This is a genomic window from Halogeometricum sp. S1BR25-6 (assembly GCF_031624495.1).
GTDB classification, from domain to species: Archaea; Halobacteriota; Halobacteria; order Halobacteriales; family Haloferacaceae; genus Halogeometricum; species Halogeometricum salsisoli.
On the sequence record NZ_JAMQOP010000001.1, the window covers coordinates 1,346,699 to 1,361,688 of the forward strand.

The 14,990-nt window shown below is 67.8% G+C and carries 19 protein-coding genes and 1 tRNA gene; 9 read left to right on the forward strand and 11 right to left on the reverse strand.

What is annotated here, in order from left to right; translation table 11 throughout:
• Positions 1-594 precede the first annotated feature (594 nt).
• Both NDI76_RS07030 and NDI76_RS07035 read right to left on the reverse strand, forming a co-directional pair.
• Positions 595-668: transfer RNA gene (locus NDI76_RS07030), tRNA-Arg, on the reverse strand.
• 71 nt (positions 669-739) lie between these two features.
• A complete protein-coding gene (locus NDI76_RS07035; RefSeq protein WP_310923289.1) occupies positions 740-1,042 on the reverse strand; it encodes a Sec-independent protein translocase subunit TatA/TatB in 303 nt (100 codons plus the stop codon).
• A 266-nt stretch (positions 1,043-1,308) separates the two neighbouring features.
• Here NDI76_RS07035 and NDI76_RS07040 point away from each other — a divergent pair, with 266 nt between their 5' ends.
• The 3 genes from NDI76_RS07040 to NDI76_RS07050 all read left to right on the forward strand — a co-directional run bounded on the left by NDI76_RS07040 (position 1,309) and on the right by NDI76_RS07050 (position 3,141).
• Positions 1,309-1,698 (forward strand): DoxX family membrane protein, encoded by a 390-nt coding sequence (locus tag NDI76_RS07040; protein WP_310923290.1) that lies wholly within the window; start codon positions 1,309-1,311, stop codon positions 1,696-1,698.
• Positions 1,699-1,752: 54 nt separating this feature from the next.
• Positions 1,753-2,232 carry a redoxin domain-containing protein gene (locus NDI76_RS07045; RefSeq protein WP_310923291.1) on the forward strand — a complete coding sequence of 160 codons (480 nt, stop codon included), beginning with the start codon at positions 1,753-1,755 and terminating at the stop codon, positions 2,230-2,232.
• Between the two features lie 102 nt (positions 2,233-2,334).
• A complete protein-coding gene (locus NDI76_RS07050; protein WP_310923292.1) occupies positions 2,335-3,141 on the forward strand; it encodes an HD domain-containing protein in 807 nt (268 codons plus the stop codon).
• A gap of 19 nt (positions 3,142-3,160) precedes the next feature.
• Here NDI76_RS07050 and NDI76_RS07055 read toward each other — a convergent pair whose 3' ends face one another.
• From NDI76_RS07055 to NDI76_RS07065, 3 genes are all read right to left on the reverse strand, one after another.
• Entirely contained in the window at positions 3,161-4,099 is a 939-nt protein-coding gene (locus tag NDI76_RS07055) for a mechanosensitive ion channel family protein (protein ID WP_310923293.1), read from the reverse strand.
• Positions 4,096-4,344, reverse strand: a complete 249-nt coding sequence (locus NDI76_RS07060; protein WP_310923294.1) for a YhbY family RNA-binding protein — start codon at positions 4,342-4,344, stop codon at positions 4,096-4,098. The genes NDI76_RS07055 and NDI76_RS07060 overlap by 4 nt, the downstream gene beginning before the upstream one ends.
• A gap of 96 nt (positions 4,345-4,440) precedes the next feature.
• On the reverse strand, positions 4,441-4,719 hold the full coding sequence (locus tag NDI76_RS07065; protein WP_310923295.1) for a ribonuclease P protein component 4: 279 nt from the start codon (positions 4,717-4,719) through the stop codon (positions 4,441-4,443).
• 131 nt (positions 4,720-4,850) lie between these two features.
• Here NDI76_RS07065 and NDI76_RS07070 point away from each other — a divergent pair, with 131 nt between their 5' ends.
• Positions 4,851-5,921 (forward strand): glycosyltransferase, encoded by a 1,071-nt coding sequence (locus NDI76_RS07070; protein WP_310923296.1) that lies wholly within the window; start codon positions 4,851-4,853, stop codon positions 5,919-5,921.
• A gap of 74 nt (positions 5,922-5,995) precedes the next feature.
• The gene (locus tag NDI76_RS07075; RefSeq protein ID WP_310923297.1) at positions 5,996-7,120 is read left to right on the forward strand and encodes a glycosyltransferase; all 1,125 of its coding nucleotides are present in this window, start codon (positions 5,996-5,998) and stop codon (positions 7,118-7,120) included.
• Between the two features lie 34 nt (positions 7,121-7,154).
• Here NDI76_RS07075 and NDI76_RS07080 read toward each other — a convergent pair whose 3' ends face one another.
• The 4 genes from NDI76_RS07080 to NDI76_RS07095 all read right to left on the reverse strand — a co-directional run bounded on the left by NDI76_RS07080 (position 7,155) and on the right by NDI76_RS07095 (position 10,532).
• The gene (locus NDI76_RS07080; protein WP_310923298.1) at positions 7,155-7,631 is read right to left on the reverse strand and encodes a hypothetical protein; all 477 of its coding nucleotides are present in this window, start codon (positions 7,629-7,631) and stop codon (positions 7,155-7,157) included.
• A gap of 45 nt (positions 7,632-7,676) precedes the next feature.
• Entirely contained in the window at positions 7,677-8,423 is a 747-nt protein-coding gene (locus NDI76_RS07085; RefSeq protein WP_310923299.1) for a DUF2797 domain-containing protein, read from the reverse strand.
• Positions 8,424-8,524: 101 nt separating this feature from the next.
• Positions 8,525-9,478: an NAD-dependent epimerase/dehydratase family protein gene (locus NDI76_RS07090; RefSeq protein WP_310923300.1), complete on the reverse strand. Its 954-nt coding sequence runs from the start codon at positions 9,476-9,478 to the stop codon at positions 8,525-8,527.
• A 46-nt stretch (positions 9,479-9,524) separates the two neighbouring features.
• Complete coding sequence (locus NDI76_RS07095) at positions 9,525-10,532, reverse strand: SDR family NAD(P)-dependent oxidoreductase (protein ID WP_310923301.1); 1,008 nt, start codon at positions 10,530-10,532, stop codon at positions 9,525-9,527.
• Between the two features lie 127 nt (positions 10,533-10,659).
• Between NDI76_RS07095 and NDI76_RS07100 the strand changes: the two genes are divergently transcribed.
• A complete protein-coding gene (locus tag NDI76_RS07100; RefSeq protein WP_310923302.1) occupies positions 10,660-11,268 on the forward strand; it encodes a tRNA (cytidine(56)-2'-O)-methyltransferase in 609 nt (202 codons plus the stop codon).
• A 12-nt stretch (positions 11,269-11,280) separates the two neighbouring features.
• On the opposite strand, the gene NDI76_RS07105 is transcribed toward NDI76_RS07100, so the two are convergent.
• Positions 11,281-11,634 carry a hypothetical protein gene (locus NDI76_RS07105; protein WP_310923303.1) on the reverse strand — a complete coding sequence of 118 codons (354 nt, stop codon included), beginning with the start codon at positions 11,632-11,634 and terminating at the stop codon, positions 11,281-11,283.
• A gap of 91 nt (positions 11,635-11,725) precedes the next feature.
• On the opposite strand from NDI76_RS07105, the gene NDI76_RS07110 reads away from it, so the two are divergent.
• From NDI76_RS07110 to NDI76_RS07120, 3 genes are read left to right on the forward strand one after another with little or no spacing between them, the layout of a single operon-like run.
• Complete coding sequence (locus NDI76_RS07110) at positions 11,726-12,253, forward strand: transcription factor (RefSeq protein WP_310923304.1); 528 nt, start codon at positions 11,726-11,728, stop codon at positions 12,251-12,253.
• Positions 12,253-12,936 (forward strand): DUF2110 family protein, encoded by a 684-nt coding sequence (locus NDI76_RS07115; RefSeq protein WP_310923305.1) that lies wholly within the window; start codon positions 12,253-12,255, stop codon positions 12,934-12,936. The genes NDI76_RS07110 and NDI76_RS07115 overlap by 1 nt, the downstream gene beginning before the upstream one ends.
• Before the next feature lie 10 nt (positions 12,937-12,946).
• Entirely contained in the window at positions 12,947-13,750 is an 804-nt protein-coding gene (locus tag NDI76_RS07120; RefSeq protein WP_310923306.1) for a DUF5803 family protein, read from the forward strand.
• Between the two features lie 6 nt (positions 13,751-13,756).
• On the opposite strand, the gene NDI76_RS07125 is transcribed toward NDI76_RS07120, so the two are convergent.
• Positions 13,757-14,941 (reverse strand): glycerophosphodiester phosphodiesterase, encoded by a 1,185-nt coding sequence (locus tag NDI76_RS07125; protein ID WP_310923307.1) that lies wholly within the window; start codon positions 14,939-14,941, stop codon positions 13,757-13,759.
• Positions 14,942-14,990 lie beyond the last annotated feature (49 nt).

The window sequence follows — 14,990 nt, forward strand, 5'->3', positions numbered from 1 at the left end:
ATTCTATAGAATAAAAGATATTTTTACATCCGAGGAGTGGAAATAATATCTACAGCTACGTTATATCGCTTCTAAATCTCTCTAACATAACAGTCTCTGTTGTGAGAATTGTAAGGCGGCGAACGGACCGTTTCGCTCGTCCTACGAGTCGGCATAAGATGATTAACGACACCATTCGAGGCAGAACTCTGTCACGAAGTCGCATCCGAGTGCCGCCGTCGGCCGAACGACCCTCGGATTCGACTCGTGTCGAACTCCGTTCTGGGTTGCAAATCCCATCGAACCGTTTTCACGGCTCGTTTCGCTCGCCGGAAAACGGGCGTGGCGGGACTCCCGCGAGCGCAGCGAGTGGGAGTACGTCACGGTCGCGAGCGAACGGAGTGAGCGAAGCGGGCGTGGCGGGATTCGAACCACGCGAACGGCTCTCCGCTCGCCGTTCTCTAATTCGAACCCCGTGCCAGTTCGCTCGTCGCATTCGCTCCTCGCAGAACGGGCGTGGCGGGATTCGAACCGTGTCGAGACTCGCTTCACTCGTCTCGTCGGGTTTCGAATCCCACAGAACCGTTTTCACGGCTCACTTCGTTCGCCGGAAAACGGGCGTGGCGGGATTCGAACCCGCGATCGAGGGGTTAGGAACCCCTCGCCCTGATCCGCTAGGCCACACGCCCCGTCGAGCCTACGAGAGCGACCACTAAAGATGATATGTTTCGTCGAGAAAAGCCGGAGCGAAAGGACGCGCTCAGTTGGAGTTCGAATCCGAGGAGGTCGAAGTCGAAGTCGATGTCGACGTCGTCTCCGTGGCCGTCGACGGGGACGCAGCCGTCGCCTCGTCGTCTTCGTCGTCCTCGTCCGTGCTCTCCATCTGCTTGAGCTCTTCTTCGATTTCGTTACGTCCGCGCTGGAACTCGCCCATGGCCTGACCCGTGGACCGGGCGAGCTTCGGAATCTTGTTCGCCCCGAACAGCAGCACGAGCACGAGCAGGACGATGAGGAGCTCCGGCCCACCTGGAATCCCCGGGAACAGGGGGATAGTCTGGAACATCGCTACGTGGCCATAACTTACTCGCGACTATAGGCTTTTTGCATCTCAGGGTTTGTCCCCGAGACACCTACTGAGTTCGTCGAACGGCCGCTGACGGACCTTTCGAGTGCCGTATCGCGCGTCAATCACGACGGCGTCGGTCGCGAGCGTCGGGAAGGGGAGGTTACTCCGCGCACCGCCGTCCTGGACGAACGTCAATTTCGAAATCGGATGCGTCTCGCCGGGGCCGCCAGAGTTTATCTTCGGGCAACCCTGTATACGGGTGCATGCTCAATCGCCTGCTGTTCATCTTCGCGCGGATCGCCTTCGGGGCGAAGTTCGCCCACGACGGCTACGACAACCTCGCGAGCACCGACGACATGGTCGCCTACGCCGACAGCGTCGGCGTCCCGTTCGCGGACGTCCTCGTCCCGGTCGCGAGTTTCCTGCTGTTCGCCGGCGGCATCCTGCTGGCTCTCGGACTCGCGCCGCTTCTGGGCGTCGTCGCCATCGCCACCTTCCTCCTCGGCGTGACGCCGCAGATGCACGACTTTTGGAACATGGAGGGCGATCAGCGAGACGAGGAACTCGACGCGTTCCTCCGCAACGCCTCCTTCCTCGGCGCCGCCGTCGCCTTCGCCGTCGCGATACGCGAGCGCAAAGCGAACCTGAACTGAACCGAATCGAACCGAACAACAAGCTTGAACTGACGCGCCGACGAGACCGCTCGTATGGTCTCAGAAGGCGATGACGCTCCCGACTTCACCGTCCCGCTCGCGGACGGCGACGTCGGGACGTTCTCCCTCTCCGAGCACCTCGACGACGCACCGTTCGTACTCGCCTTTTTCCCCGCCGCGTTCACGAGTACGTGCACGACGGAGATGCGCACGTTCCGCGACCGCATGGCGCGGTTCGACGACGTGGACGCGACGGTGTACGGTATCAGTATCGACACCCCGTTCACGCTCAACGAGTTCCGGCGGCAGAACGACCTCGAGTTCGCCCTCCTGAGCGACACCAACCGCGAACTCGTCCACGAGTACGACATCGCGATGGACTTCGCCGACGCGGGCGTCCGCGACGTCGCCAAGCGCGCGGTGTTCGTCGTCGACGGCGACGGCGAGGTAGCCTACAAGTGGGTCAGCGACGACCCGGGCGTCGAACCCGACTACGAGGAGGTCGCCGCGGCCGCCGAATCAGTCCGCGCCTGAGGCGACACGCGCGGACGTCAGGGTCCGTAGACCGGGACGAAGGACGCGCACGCGTGTCACGACCGCAGATACTTTCTCCCCCCGAACGTACTACGGGGTGAAATGGCTCACGTAACCGACGACGTCGGCCGGGAGTACAAACCCGACGCGGACCACAATTTTCCCGACGAAAAGCTCAACGAGGTCCTTCCGACGCTCCTCGACGACCCCGAGGTAAAGACGTATCTGAAGGCGCAGAACGTCAACGCGGTCACCCGAAAGGGGTACAACGACCACGGCGAGAAGCACATCGAAATCGTTCGGAACCGCGCGCTCCGACTGTACGACCTCCTGAAGGACGGCGACGTCGAGTTCAACGGCGCCTCCCAGCAGGGACTCGAAGAGGAAGACGAGGCGGTCGTCATCGCCCTCGCCGCGACCCTGCACGACATCGGCCACGTCGTCCACCGCGACGAACACGCCTACTACTCGATTCCGCTCGCTGCGGACCTCCTCGACCGGTTCCTCCCGCAGTTCTACGACACCTCCGAGGTCGTCCGGGTGAAAGCGGAGGTGCTCCACGCCATCCTCTGTCACCACACGGAGGAGGACCCCCTCACGACCGAGGCGGGCGTCATCCGCGTCTCCGACGCCCTGGACATGGAGCGCGGTCGGTCGCGCATCCCCTACGAGAAGGGCGGCCGCGGCATCAACACGCTGTCGAGTCAGGCGATAGACAGCGTGACGCTGAAATCCGGCGACAACAAGCCCGTACTCGTGGAGATAGAGATGGTGAACGCCGCGGGCGTCTACCAGGTCGACAACCTCCTGAAGGCGAAGCTCCACAAATCCCTGCTCGAAGACTACATCCGCATCGTCGCCGTCAACACCAAGGCCGAAGACCAACTCGTCGAGCGCATCGAACTGTAGCCGGGGGAGCGGGTTCGCGTCAGTCGCCGACCGACCCGGAGGACTCCGACAGTTCTCGCAGGCCGGACACCGTGAGGTCGCCGCCGAGCGTACGGTTCGGGTACGGGATGTCGATACCCCGTTCGTCGAACCCGTCTTTGACCCGCTTGACGTACTCGGCCTTCGTCTTCACGAAGTCGGCGCGCGAGGGGTTCGAGATCCAGATGCGCGCGGTGAGGACGACCGAGGAGTCGCCCAGTTCGGTCAGTCGGACCGACGGGGCGGGGTCGTCGAGGATGTCCGGATGCGCCTCCGCCTCCCCGACGATGACCTCCGTCGCGGCGTCGATATCGTCGTCGTAACCGATGCCGAACGGCACCTGCAGTCGCAGGGTGTCCTTGGCGACGGGGTTCTTGATGACGCCGTCGGTGAGTTGGGAGTTCGGCACGGTGAGCAGTTCGTTGTCGAACGTGCGGACGCGGGTGACGCGGAAGCTGATGTCCTCGACGATGCCGGAGTTACCCTCCCACTCGATCCAATCGCCGATGCGGAACGGCCGGTCCGTGTAGATGAACACGCCGGCGACGAAGTTCTGGAGCACGTCTTGCATCGCGAGGCCGATGGCGAGCGTCGCGGCCGCGGCGATGGTCGCGAGCGACTGCAGGAAGTTCGGGAGCCTCGCGGCGCCGAACGCGGCGGTGATGGCGACGAAGACGATGGCCACGCCGAGCAGTCGCCGCAGCGGCTTCTGCGCGTGCGCTTCGAGTTCCCGCGAGTCCATCATCCGGTTGACGATGGGAAAGAGGAACGTCCGGCCGAGGAGGTAGACGGCGAGGAAGGCGACGAGGAACGCGATGGCCCGCGTGAGCGGTTCGGCCACCCCGTCCGGGACGCCGAGACTCCGGAGGGCCGTGCCGATGAACTCGTACAGTCCCGTCTCTCCGACCTGCAGGGCGCCGACCGCCCCCCCGACGCTCATCTGTGGACGACGCCGGTGTTCCCTCGCGTTTCGACGACGTCCGCGTCCACGCGCGCCGCGAGTTCCTCGGTCAGTTCCTCCACTGTCGACCCGGCGCGCGCCGACCGGAGGAACTTCACCTTCACGAGGTTCCGTTCCCGCAGTTGGTCCGATAGCTCCTCTTCGACGGCGCCGATGCCGCTCTTGCCGACCCAGACGGTCACGTCGAGGTCGTGCGCCTCCTTGCGGAGGTCCTGATTACCCATACGGCACTGTATCGGGTCGAACGATTTGAACGTTGAGGGTCCGAGCCGGCGGGAACGGGTCGAGACGGCTCCGAGGGGTCGCCCCCGAGCGGTCGTTCAGTCGACCGGAAACCGCTTCGTCGCCCCGCAGTCGCGGCAGCGGACGACGACGCGTCCGCGATGGACCCGGACGCGCGCGTTCCGCCCCGGTCGGAGGTAGACGTCGCAGGCGTCGCACGCCGACCGCTGGAGCCCCTTCGGGAGTCCGCACCGGTTCCGCTCGGCGAGGCGGCGCGCGAGGCGGACGTACTCGCGCGAGCGGTCGAACTCGCCGTCGGCCGCTGCCTCGCGGGCGAGTCCGTGCAGGCGTTCGATGCGCTCCTCCGCGATACTCATGCCCGGAGGAGCGAGACGAGTTCGGAAAGACGTTCCGAACCGCGTGCGGTCCGGCGTCCTTCATCGACGTCCGGAGGCGCGCCCGCGAGTCGGTAGCGTCAAACCGCCCGCGGCGAAACCCGGGTGTCACCGTGAGCCTCCGCGCGCTGAACTACCTCGAACTCGAATCGCAACTGGAGCGCAGCGGCATCGGTACCGCGGCGAGACAGCAGCGCGCCGCCCTCTCGCGCACCGACGTGGAGGTTGTCACCAGTCCGTGGCGCGGCGGGACTCTCCCGCGGGCCGCGCTGTCGGCGGCGACGGGTCGCGGCGCGTTCGCCGACGTCGACGTCGCCCACTGCAACCTCATCGGCCCCGGCACCGTCGCCGTCGCCCGACACGCGAAGCGCGAGGGGATTCCGCTGGTCCTCCACACGCACGTCACGCGCGAGGACTTCGCGGAGTCGTTCCGGGGGTCCAGCGCGGTGGCGCCCGCGCTCGGCCGCTACCTGAAGTGGTTCTACTCGCAGGCGGACCTCGTGCTCTGTCCCTCCGAGTACACGAAGTCGGTGCTCGAATCCTACCCCGTCGACGCGCCGATTCGCTCGATGACGAACGGCATCGATATCGACGCGCTCGACGGGTTCGAGTCGCTGCGCGAGGAGTACCGCGAGCGGTACGAGTTGGAAGGAATGGTCGTCTTCGCCGTCGGTAACGTCTTCGAGCGCAAGGGGCTGACGACGTTCTGCGAACTCGCCGCGGAGACGGAGTACGACTTCGCGTGGTTCGGCACCGTCGACGACGGGCCCCACGCCAGCAGGGCCGTGAAGCACTGGACGCGGAACCCCCCGGAAAACGTCACGTTCACCGGATGGGTGGACGACATCCGCGGGGCGTTCGGGGCCGGCGACGTGTTCTGCTTCCCCGCGAAAGTCGAGAACCAAGGCATCGTCGTCCTCGAAGCGATGGCCTGCGGGAAGGCCGTCGTCCTCCGCGACATCCCCGTCTTCGAGGAGTTCTACACGCACGGCGTCGACTGCCTGAAGTGCGAGACGAGAGCGGAGTTCCGCCGCGCCCTGGAACTGCTCGAACGGGACCCGGACCTCCGACGGCGACTCGGCGAGAACGCCAGGGAGACGGCGGCCGAGCACGGTCTGGACCGCGTCGGCGAGCGACTCGAAGCGACGTACGAGGCGCTGGCGGACGGTCGGGTACCGGCGTGACGGGCCGTCGATTGGGAAGTCCCCGCGGGCGGAAGTCACAACGGTTTACAGGTCCGCCCGCGCACGACAAACGAATGCAGTCGGTCGCAGCGTTCACGGACACGTACCTCCCCACCGTCAACGGCGTCTCCTACACCGTCCAAACGTGGCGGGACTGCTGGCGGGAGCGCGGCGGCCGGATGGACGTAGTGTTCCCCGGCACCGACGACTACGCGCCGACCGACGGCGAGTACCCGGTTCGGAGCGTCTCCTTTCCCTTCTACGACGGGTTCCGACTCGGCGTCCCGCGCGTGCCGAGTCGCGTCGAGGACGTGGACGTGGTCCACGCGCACACCCCGTTCGCGCTCGGACTCTCGGGGCTTCGCCTCGCCCGGCGCGAGGACCGCCCGTTCGTCGTCTCCTACCACACGCCGACGGGCGAGTACGCCGACTACCTCACCTCCCGAGAGCCGTTCGAGCGCCGCATCGAGTCGCTCTCCGAGCGCTACGAGCGCTGGTTCTTCGACCGCGCCGACGCCGTCCTCTGTCCCAGCACGGACGCCCGCGACCACCTCCGCGACGAGGTGGGCGTCGACGGGAGGCTGACCGTCCTCTCGAACGGCGTCGACATCGAGCGGTTCACCCCCGCCGACGACGCCGCAATCGCCGACTTCCGCGAGCGGTACGACCTCCCGGACGGCCCCCTCGTCGGCTACACCGGCCGGCACGGCTTCGAGAAGAACCTCGACGAGTTCGTCCGCGCCGCCGCGGGCGTCGACGCGACGGTGGTCTTCGGCGGCGACGGCCCCGCCCGCGAGGAGTTGGAGTCGCTGGCGACGGAGGCGGGCCTCGACGCGCGCTTCCTCGGCTTCCTCCCGCGCGAGGACCTGCCGGCGTTCTATTCGGCGCTGGACGCGTTCGTCTTCCCGAGCCCCGTCGAGACGCAGGGACTCGTCGCCCTCGAAGCGAACGCCTGCGGGACGCCCGTCGTCGGCGTCGACGAGGGGGCGCTCACGGACACCGTCGTCGACGGCGTGACGGGCTATCACTACCCGCTCGGCGACGTCGAAGACTGTCGGAAGACGATACGCCGCGTGCTCGACGAACGCGAGGCGCTCTCCGCCTCGTGTCTGGACCGCCGCGAGGAACTCGGCGTCGGCCGGGCCGTCGACGAACTCGCGTCGCTGTACGACCGGGTCGTCGCCGAAAAAGAGACCTAAATCTTCGCTGAACGGCCGAGACCGAGCGCCGGCCTCAGTCGTCGATGTCTTCGACGGCCTGCGCGATGCGCTGAAGCTGACGGGTCGCGTCGCGCACCTCGTCGCGGAGTTGGCGAACCTCGCGGACGAGTTCCTCGTTACCGGCCGACTCGGACTCGCCGCGGCCGCCCGCGCCCGGCGGGCCGCCGCCCATGCCGCCCGGACCGCCGCCGCCGCCCATGCCGCCCGGACCGCCGCCGCCGCCCATCATGCCGCTCATCATCTGCGCGAAGGGGTTGCCGCCGCCGCCCATGCCGCCGGGGCCGCCCTCGCCGCCGCCCATCATCTCGTCGGGGGCGGGTCGCTCGCCCTCCTCGCGTTCCTCCTCGCGGCGCTGTCGGATCTCCTCGACTCGCTCTCGGAAGGACATCTCCTCGTCGTCTTCCGCGTCTGCTCCGTTCTTGCCGGCGTCCGTCGGTTCGTCGACGTTCTCCGCCGTGTCGTCGGCGGGTTCGTCTGGTTTCTCGGGCATGGCTCCCCGTACTCGGTCCGATTGGAAAGGACTGTTGGTAGAGACTTACCCCCACGCGCCGAGACTCGACTGCAGGTCGCGCGTCGTCGCTCCGGCGGTCACCTCGTGGCCGACGAGGTCCCGGAGGTCGACGGCGTAGGTGCTCCCCGCGCGGTCGAGGACGAGCAGTCGGCCCTTGACGCCCCGGACGGTGCCGGTAGCGACCGTCTCCGCGACCGGTCGGGCGTCGAGACCGAGGCCGTAGTCGAAGTCGAACTCCGCGAGCACGTCGAACTCCGCGAGCAGCGACTCCCACGCGCCGCCGTCGACGGCGAGGTGGAGACCGTCTCGCTTCGTCGGCACGCGAACCCGGTCGGGAATCTCCTCTGCGAGTCCAGCCTCTATCTCGCGGGCGAGGCGGCCGTCGGTGACGGTCCGGAGGTGCGCCCCCCGGTCGGCGCCCTGTTCGCGCAGACGCGTCTCGAGTCGCCACTCCTTCGTCACGCCCACCTTGAACACGTCGGGCGCGAACGCCGCGAGGTAGACCGCGTGGGGGTCGTGACAGTCCATCTCGTCTTTGAGACAGGTGCCGGTGCACTTCGCGCACACCCACGTCGAGCGGTGGTCGCGGCAGTACGGCGCGGCGTCGTTCTCGCAGACGTCGTGGCCGTCGTCGGTCGTCACCCCCGCGCAGTGGCGGTCGCGGAGCGTGTAGGCGAGTTCGGTTCCGGCGTCGAGCGAGACGTACTCCACGTCGCCGTCGCTGGCGAGAAACAGGCCCGGTCCGGAGGTGTCGTAGCCGACGAACTGCACGCCGCGGAGTAGGTGCCGGCGCGGTAAAAGCCGTGTCGCTCGGGGGACGCCCGGCGGCGTCGGCCGAGGGCGTCCGGTCGGGCGTCCGTACCCGTCAGTCGTCAGTCGTCCGCGGCGGCGTACTCGGAGCGCAGTTCCTCGGTCAGTTCGCGCGCCGCCCGCCGGACCGCCTCGTCGCTGGAGCCGTCGGCCTCCCAGCCGAGGGCGGACAGTTTCTCGACGGAGAGGCGCATCCGCGGCACGTCGCCCTCCCAACCCCTGTCGCCGCCGGTGTACTCGTAGTCGGGGTCGAGGTCCATCACGTCGGCGACGATGTCGGCGATGGTCGTCACGGAGGTGGTCGTCCGCGTGCCGAGGTTGTACGTGTTCATCGACTGCTCGGCGTTCTCGACGACGTGGGAGATGGCGCGCACGCAGTCCTCGACGTGGAGGTAGGACTTCTCCTGTCGGCCGTCGCCGAGGATGGTGAGGCTGTCGGGGTCTTCGAGCAGTTTCTCGATGAAGTCGGGGATGACGTTGCCGCGCTGCTTCGGTCCGACGATGTTGGCGAAGCGGAACAGCCAGACGGTGAAGTCCTTCGAGTGGGCGTACGTCGAGAGCAGGCCCTCGTCGGCGAGTTTGGAGGCGCCGTAGACGCTGATGGGTTCGAGGGGGGCGTAGTCCTCGGGCGTCGGCCGCGGCGCCTCGCCGTAGACCGTGGAGGAGGAGGTGAACGCGAGGTTCGAGACGCCCACTTCCTCCATGCGTTCGAGGACGTTGTACGTCATCTCGGTGTTCTCCTCGAACAACTGACGGGGGTGGGCGTAGTTCGTGTCGGTGTAGGCGGCGAAGTGGAAGACGACGTCGACGTCCTCGGTGATGGCCTCGGCCACCTCGTCGGCGTCGGTCAGGTCGGCCTTCACGAACTCGACGCCGTCGGGGACGCGTTCGCGCGTGCCCTTCGAGAGGTCGTCGACGACGACCACGTCGTTGTCGTCGCGGAGGTGCTTCGCGAGGTGCGAACCGACGAGTCCCGCGCCGCCGGTGACGACGACCCGCTTCCCTGAGAGGTTCATGCGGTTGCTCTCTTGCGGGCGAGTAAGTTCGTTCTGGTCCCTGCACCTACTGCGAGCGGTTCCCACCCGACGTCCTCGTTCCCGCTCCCGTCCCCGCCGTCCACTCCGCGCCGTCGGCGGACCGCGGCGGTATCTGCTCGTCGGGCGAGAGGTCCGTCAGGTCCGCGCTGACCGTCCACAGTCGCCGCCGGGTGCGCTCGTCGCGCGCCGTCGCCGACGGCCGTTCGACCGCGCAGTCGGCGAAGTACTCGCCAGTGACGCCCTCAACTTCGGGCGAGGCGGCGAGGTAGACGGGGGTGTCGGCCCCCTCGGCGACGCTCTTTGCGAACCGCGAGGTGAACGAGTCCGGCAGACTGTCGAGCACGGAGACGGCCGCACGGACGGCCCCACCGTACTCGCGCGAGAGCGACGTGCCCAGCACCGCACCGGGGTGGAGGCAGTTGGCCGTCACGCCCGTCCCGCACAGGCGCTCCGCCGCCTCGAAGGCGAACAGCACGTTCGCCAGTTTCGACCGGGCGTACGCGCCGCGGCCGGTGACATCGTGGACCGAACGGAGCTTTCGGAACTCCATGCGGGCGTTCCGGTGCAGTTCCGAGGAGACGACGACGACCCGCGCCTCGCCGGCCTCGGCGGCCGTCTCGCGCAGGCGTTCGGACAGGAGGTTCACGAGGAGGAACGGCGCGAGATGGTTCACCGCGAACGTCGCCTCGACGCCGTCGTCTGTCAGTTCCGGGTCGGCGAACCACGCGCCCGCGTTGCTCACGAAGACGTCGAGTCGGTCCACCTCCCGGTCGATGCGCGCCGCGAGGTCCCTGACTTCGGCCTGCGAGGCGAAGTCGGCCGCGAGAAAGGCGGCGTCGCCGTCGCCGGTGGCCGCCTCGCGTAGGGCGGCGGCGGCCCGGCCGCCCTTTGCCGGGTCGCGGCCGGTGACGACCACGCGCGCGCCGCGGGCGGCGAGTCGGCGGGCCGTCTCGAAGCCGATGCCGTCGGTCCCGCCGGTGACGACGGCCGTCCGCCCGTCGAGTCGCGGCGTCCCGGCGCCCGTGGAGGACATACTCGCTAGCAGGACCGCGACCCCGTTAACCCTCGCGCACGTGCGGGGGCAGAGTCGACCGGTCGGGACGGCCTCCACCCCGCCCCGAAGCGAAGCGCCTTAGCGCGCGGACCGACTCGCTCGGCGTATGCACGCAGAACCCGAGGTCGCCGTCCTCCGGTACGGCCACAGACCGGGGCGCGACGACCGGATGACGACGCACGTCGGCCTCACGGCCCGCGCTCTCGGCGCGGACCGCGTCGTCTTCCCCGACAACGCCGGACAGTCGAAGGAGACGGTCGAGGACATCACCGACCGGTTCGGCGGCCCGTTCGCCGTCGAGACGACGGACGCGCAGAAGGCGTTCGTCCGGAACTGGGAGGGGGTCGTCGTCCACCTGACGATGTACGGCGAACGCGTGCAGGACGTCCAAGACGAGGTCCGGGCGGTCCACCGCGAGGAACCGGTGCTCGTGGTCGTCGGCGGCGAGAAGGTGCCGTTCGAGGTGTACGAGACGGCGGATTTCAACGTCGGCGTGACGAACCAGCCCCACTCGGAGGTGGCCGGCCTCGCGGTGTTCTTGGACCGCTTGTTCGACGGCCGCGAACTCGACCGCGAGTGGGAGAGCGCCGACCGGACCGTGCTGCCGATGGAGACGGGCAAGCGCGTCGTCGACCCGAGCGAGGCAGACGCGATGGAGATGGCGAACGGGGCGAAGGGCGACGAGAGCGGCGACGGAAGCGCCGACGACGTCTGAACGCCCGTCCCGTCACTCCGCGCCGTTCTCGCCGGCACCGTACCGCTCCTGTGCCGTCGCGCTATCGATGCCGGCGGCGACGACGTCGGGCACCTCGCGTTCGACCTGGAGGACGTCGACGCCGAGGAGGACGTGAACGAGACCGGCGCCGAGGAGACCCAGCGCCACCTCCCCCGCGACGACGGCGGCGTGTCCCACCACGACGAGGACGACGAGCCACTTCAGCGCCCGCAGCAGTCGCACGCGCTTTCGGCGCCGGTCCTCCCGCGCCTCGACGACGCGCGCCCCCTCGCCGGCCGACACCGCGACGTACCGGTCGGGGCCGCCGGCGCGGGGGAACCGGAGCACGTCGACCAGTTCGGTCATACCGTCCACGGGGTCGGAACCGCCATGAAGATTCGCCCGCACCTCCCCGTATTCGGTGCTTTTAAACTGCTTAGCGACGGAAAGATACCCAATGGCTTTTGAAGGGCTGCTGAACGACCCTGTCATCCAGAAGTACCTCCACGAGTTGGTAGGACCGACGGGGATGCCGGTCGCGGCCGCGCCGCCGGACGGCGAGGTCACCGACGAGGAGTTGGCCGAGGAGTTGGACCTCGAACTGAACGACGTTCGCCGAGCGCTCTTCATCCTGTACGAGAACGACCTCGCGTCGTACCGCCGGGTGCGCGACGAGGACTCCGGGTGGCTCACCTACCTGTGGACGTTCCACTACGAGAACATCCCGGAGAACCTCGAAGAGGAGATGTACCGCCTCCTCGAAGCGCTCGAGGACCGACTGGACTACGAGCGGACCCACGAGTTCTACCTCTCGGAACCCGCCGGCATCCGTTTCGAGTTCTCCGAGGCGATGGAACTCGGCTTCCAGTGCCCCGAGACGGGCGCGCCGCTGGAACCGATGGAGAACGACGATATGGTCGAGGGGATGGAGCGCCGCATCGAAGAGTTGCGGGACGAACTGAACGTCGAGGCGACGTCGCACTGATGGTCGTCCTCGCAACGAAGTGCTACGTAGAAGGGGACGCGAGGGAACGCGCCCTCGACAGCCTCGACTCGCTCATCCGCAACGACGTGGGCGAGTTGGACGTGACGTGGGACATCGGCGTCCGCGACGACGACTTCGTCTCCGTCACCGTGACGGGCGACGACGCCACGGCCGCGCGGAACCTCCTCGGGGAAGAGTGGGGCGAGGTGACCCCACATCTGACCGAGGGCGAGACGTACGTCGGCACCCTCGATTCGTGGGACGAGGACGGCTTCGTCCTCGACGCGGGCTTCGGCAACCGCGTCCGCGTCTCGACGGAGGGCCTCGGCCTCGGCACGGGGTCGCCGACGCAGATTCGCGACCGGTTCGGCATCGTCCAGCACACGCCGCTGGCGTTCGTCTACGACGAGGACGGGTCCAGCCTCGCCGACGAAACGCGGGACCGCCTGTACGGGTGGACCCGCGAGGAGCGGCGGAGCGGGCGCGTGAACGTCAACAGCGCCACGCGCGGGGAGGTCCGCGCGACGGTCAACCGCGCGGGCCACGCCGAGGACATCATCACCGTCGAACGCCTCGGCCTCCTCGAACAGAGCATCGTCTGCCCGGAGGGAACGGACCCGCCGGGTCTCCTCGCCAGCATCGGCACGTACCTCCCCTCCGAACTCAAGTGCGTCCTCACCTGAGCCCGAACGAATGAACCGACGACTGCTCCTCGCGTGCGCCGCGCTCGTCCTCCTCGCCGCCACCTCCGGCTGTCTCGGCCTGTTCGGCTCCAACGACGTCCCGGCCGAGCGCCTCGACTCGCAACCGCCCGTCGAGGGCGGCTACGCGTGGGACGCGAACGCAACGGTTCACATCGAGATTCTGGAGAGCACGAAGTTCGCCGCGGTGTACGAGCTGAACCAATCGGAGATAGAGCTCTACCGGCGCGACGGCGTCGGCGGTCGGAACCCCCTGTCCGTCGAGTCGATGCGCTACCGCTACCCGAACGGCACCGTCATCAACGGCTCGGAGATTCGCAACCGCGGCGGCGCGGTGCGGCAGAACCGCGAGGTGACCACCGTCGCCCTGCCGAACGGGACGAGCGGCGGCCACCTCGCGTTCACCAGCGGCGGGTCGCCCAAACGCTTCTCGCTGCCGACGTACGTGCAGGGCTCCTACGAAATCGTGCTCCCGCCCGACCGCAGCATCGACGCCCCCATCCTCGGGCAGGCGAACCCGAGCGGCTACGAGCGGTTGACGACCGACGACGGGCGGTCCCTCATCCGGTGGCAGAACATCGAGAACGCCGACACCGTCTCCGTGCAGTTCTTCCTCGAACGCGACCTGTACGTCTTCGGCGGCGTGTTCGCCCTGTTCGCCCTCATCGGCGTCGGCGGGCTACTCTACTACCGCCAGAAGATAGAGGCGCTGCGGGAACAGCGCGAGGAGATGGGCCTGAACGTCGACACCGGCGACGACGAGTTCGACGACGGGCCGCCGCCGGGGATGGGCTGACCGGCCTCAGTTCCCGTCGTCGGTCTCGGTTCCGGTCGGAGTCGGCGTCTCGGTTTCCGTCCCGGTCTCGGTCGCCGCCGTCGTCTCGGTCGACGATTCCGTTTCCGCCGGTGTCTCGGTTTCAGTCTCTGTCTCGGTCCCGGTTTCCGTGCCCGATTCGGTTTCGGTTGCGGTCGTCTCGCCCTCGGAGTCGTCCCTCTCCCACTCCATCTCGTCGTTGCCCGACCACAGCAGGTTCGGGTAATCGGCGATGAGGCCGTCGACGCCGGCGGCGGCGAGTTGCTCGGCCTGGTACCACGTGCCGATGGTCCAGACGTTCAGCGTGCGGTCCTCCTCGCGGGCGATTTCCACGAGGTCGATATCCTCGTAGGAGCTGTACACGTTGCCGAAGAAGGGCGTTCCCTTGATCATGTCGTACGGCGGGTGCATCGCCTCGCAGTCGTACTCGCGGGTTATCTCCAGCCCCGTCTCGATGGAGTCGAAGAAGAGGTACGCGACCGGAACGTCGGGGTCGACGTCGCGGACGACGGCGATGGCCGCCTCCGCGAACGAGGAGACGAGAATCTCGTTCTCGTACCGCGAGGCGACCTCGAACACCCTCTCGGTCAGCGGCCGCCACGTCTCCATCCGCTCTGCCAGTTCCTCCTCGGAGAGGCGGCCCGACGTGACGATGTCGGTCGTATCGGGGTTCTTGAACTCGACGTTGACGCCGACGGAGTCGGGGACGAGGTCGAGCACCTCCCCGAGCGTCGGCACCGTCTCGCCGCTCTGAAGCACGTTCGCCTCCTGCAGTTCTTCTGCGGTGTACTCCCAGACGTAGCCGTCGAGGTCCGTCAGTCCCCGCGTCCCCTCGTCGCGACTGCTGAGGTCGGGGTCGTGGATGACCATCACCTCGCCGTCCTTCGAGGGGATGACGTCGATTTCGATCATGTCGGCGCCGTCGCCCCACGTCGCGCGTCCGAACGCGCCGAGCGTGTTCTCCGGATAGACGCCGGCGAACCCGCGGTGTGCGATTATCTCCGGGTGACCTCCCCACCCGCGTTCCGTTCCGCCCTCGTCGCTCTCCGAGTCGGTCCCGTCCGCTCCGTCGTGTGTCGCCCCGGCGACGCCGCCGAGCGACGACGCGCCGAGCAGTGCACCGGTTCCCGCGACGAACGACCGCCGACCGAACTCGTGTGTGTCTCGTGACATCACTCCCGATTCGCCCATCGGGGACGAAAGTGTTTATATGAATATTACG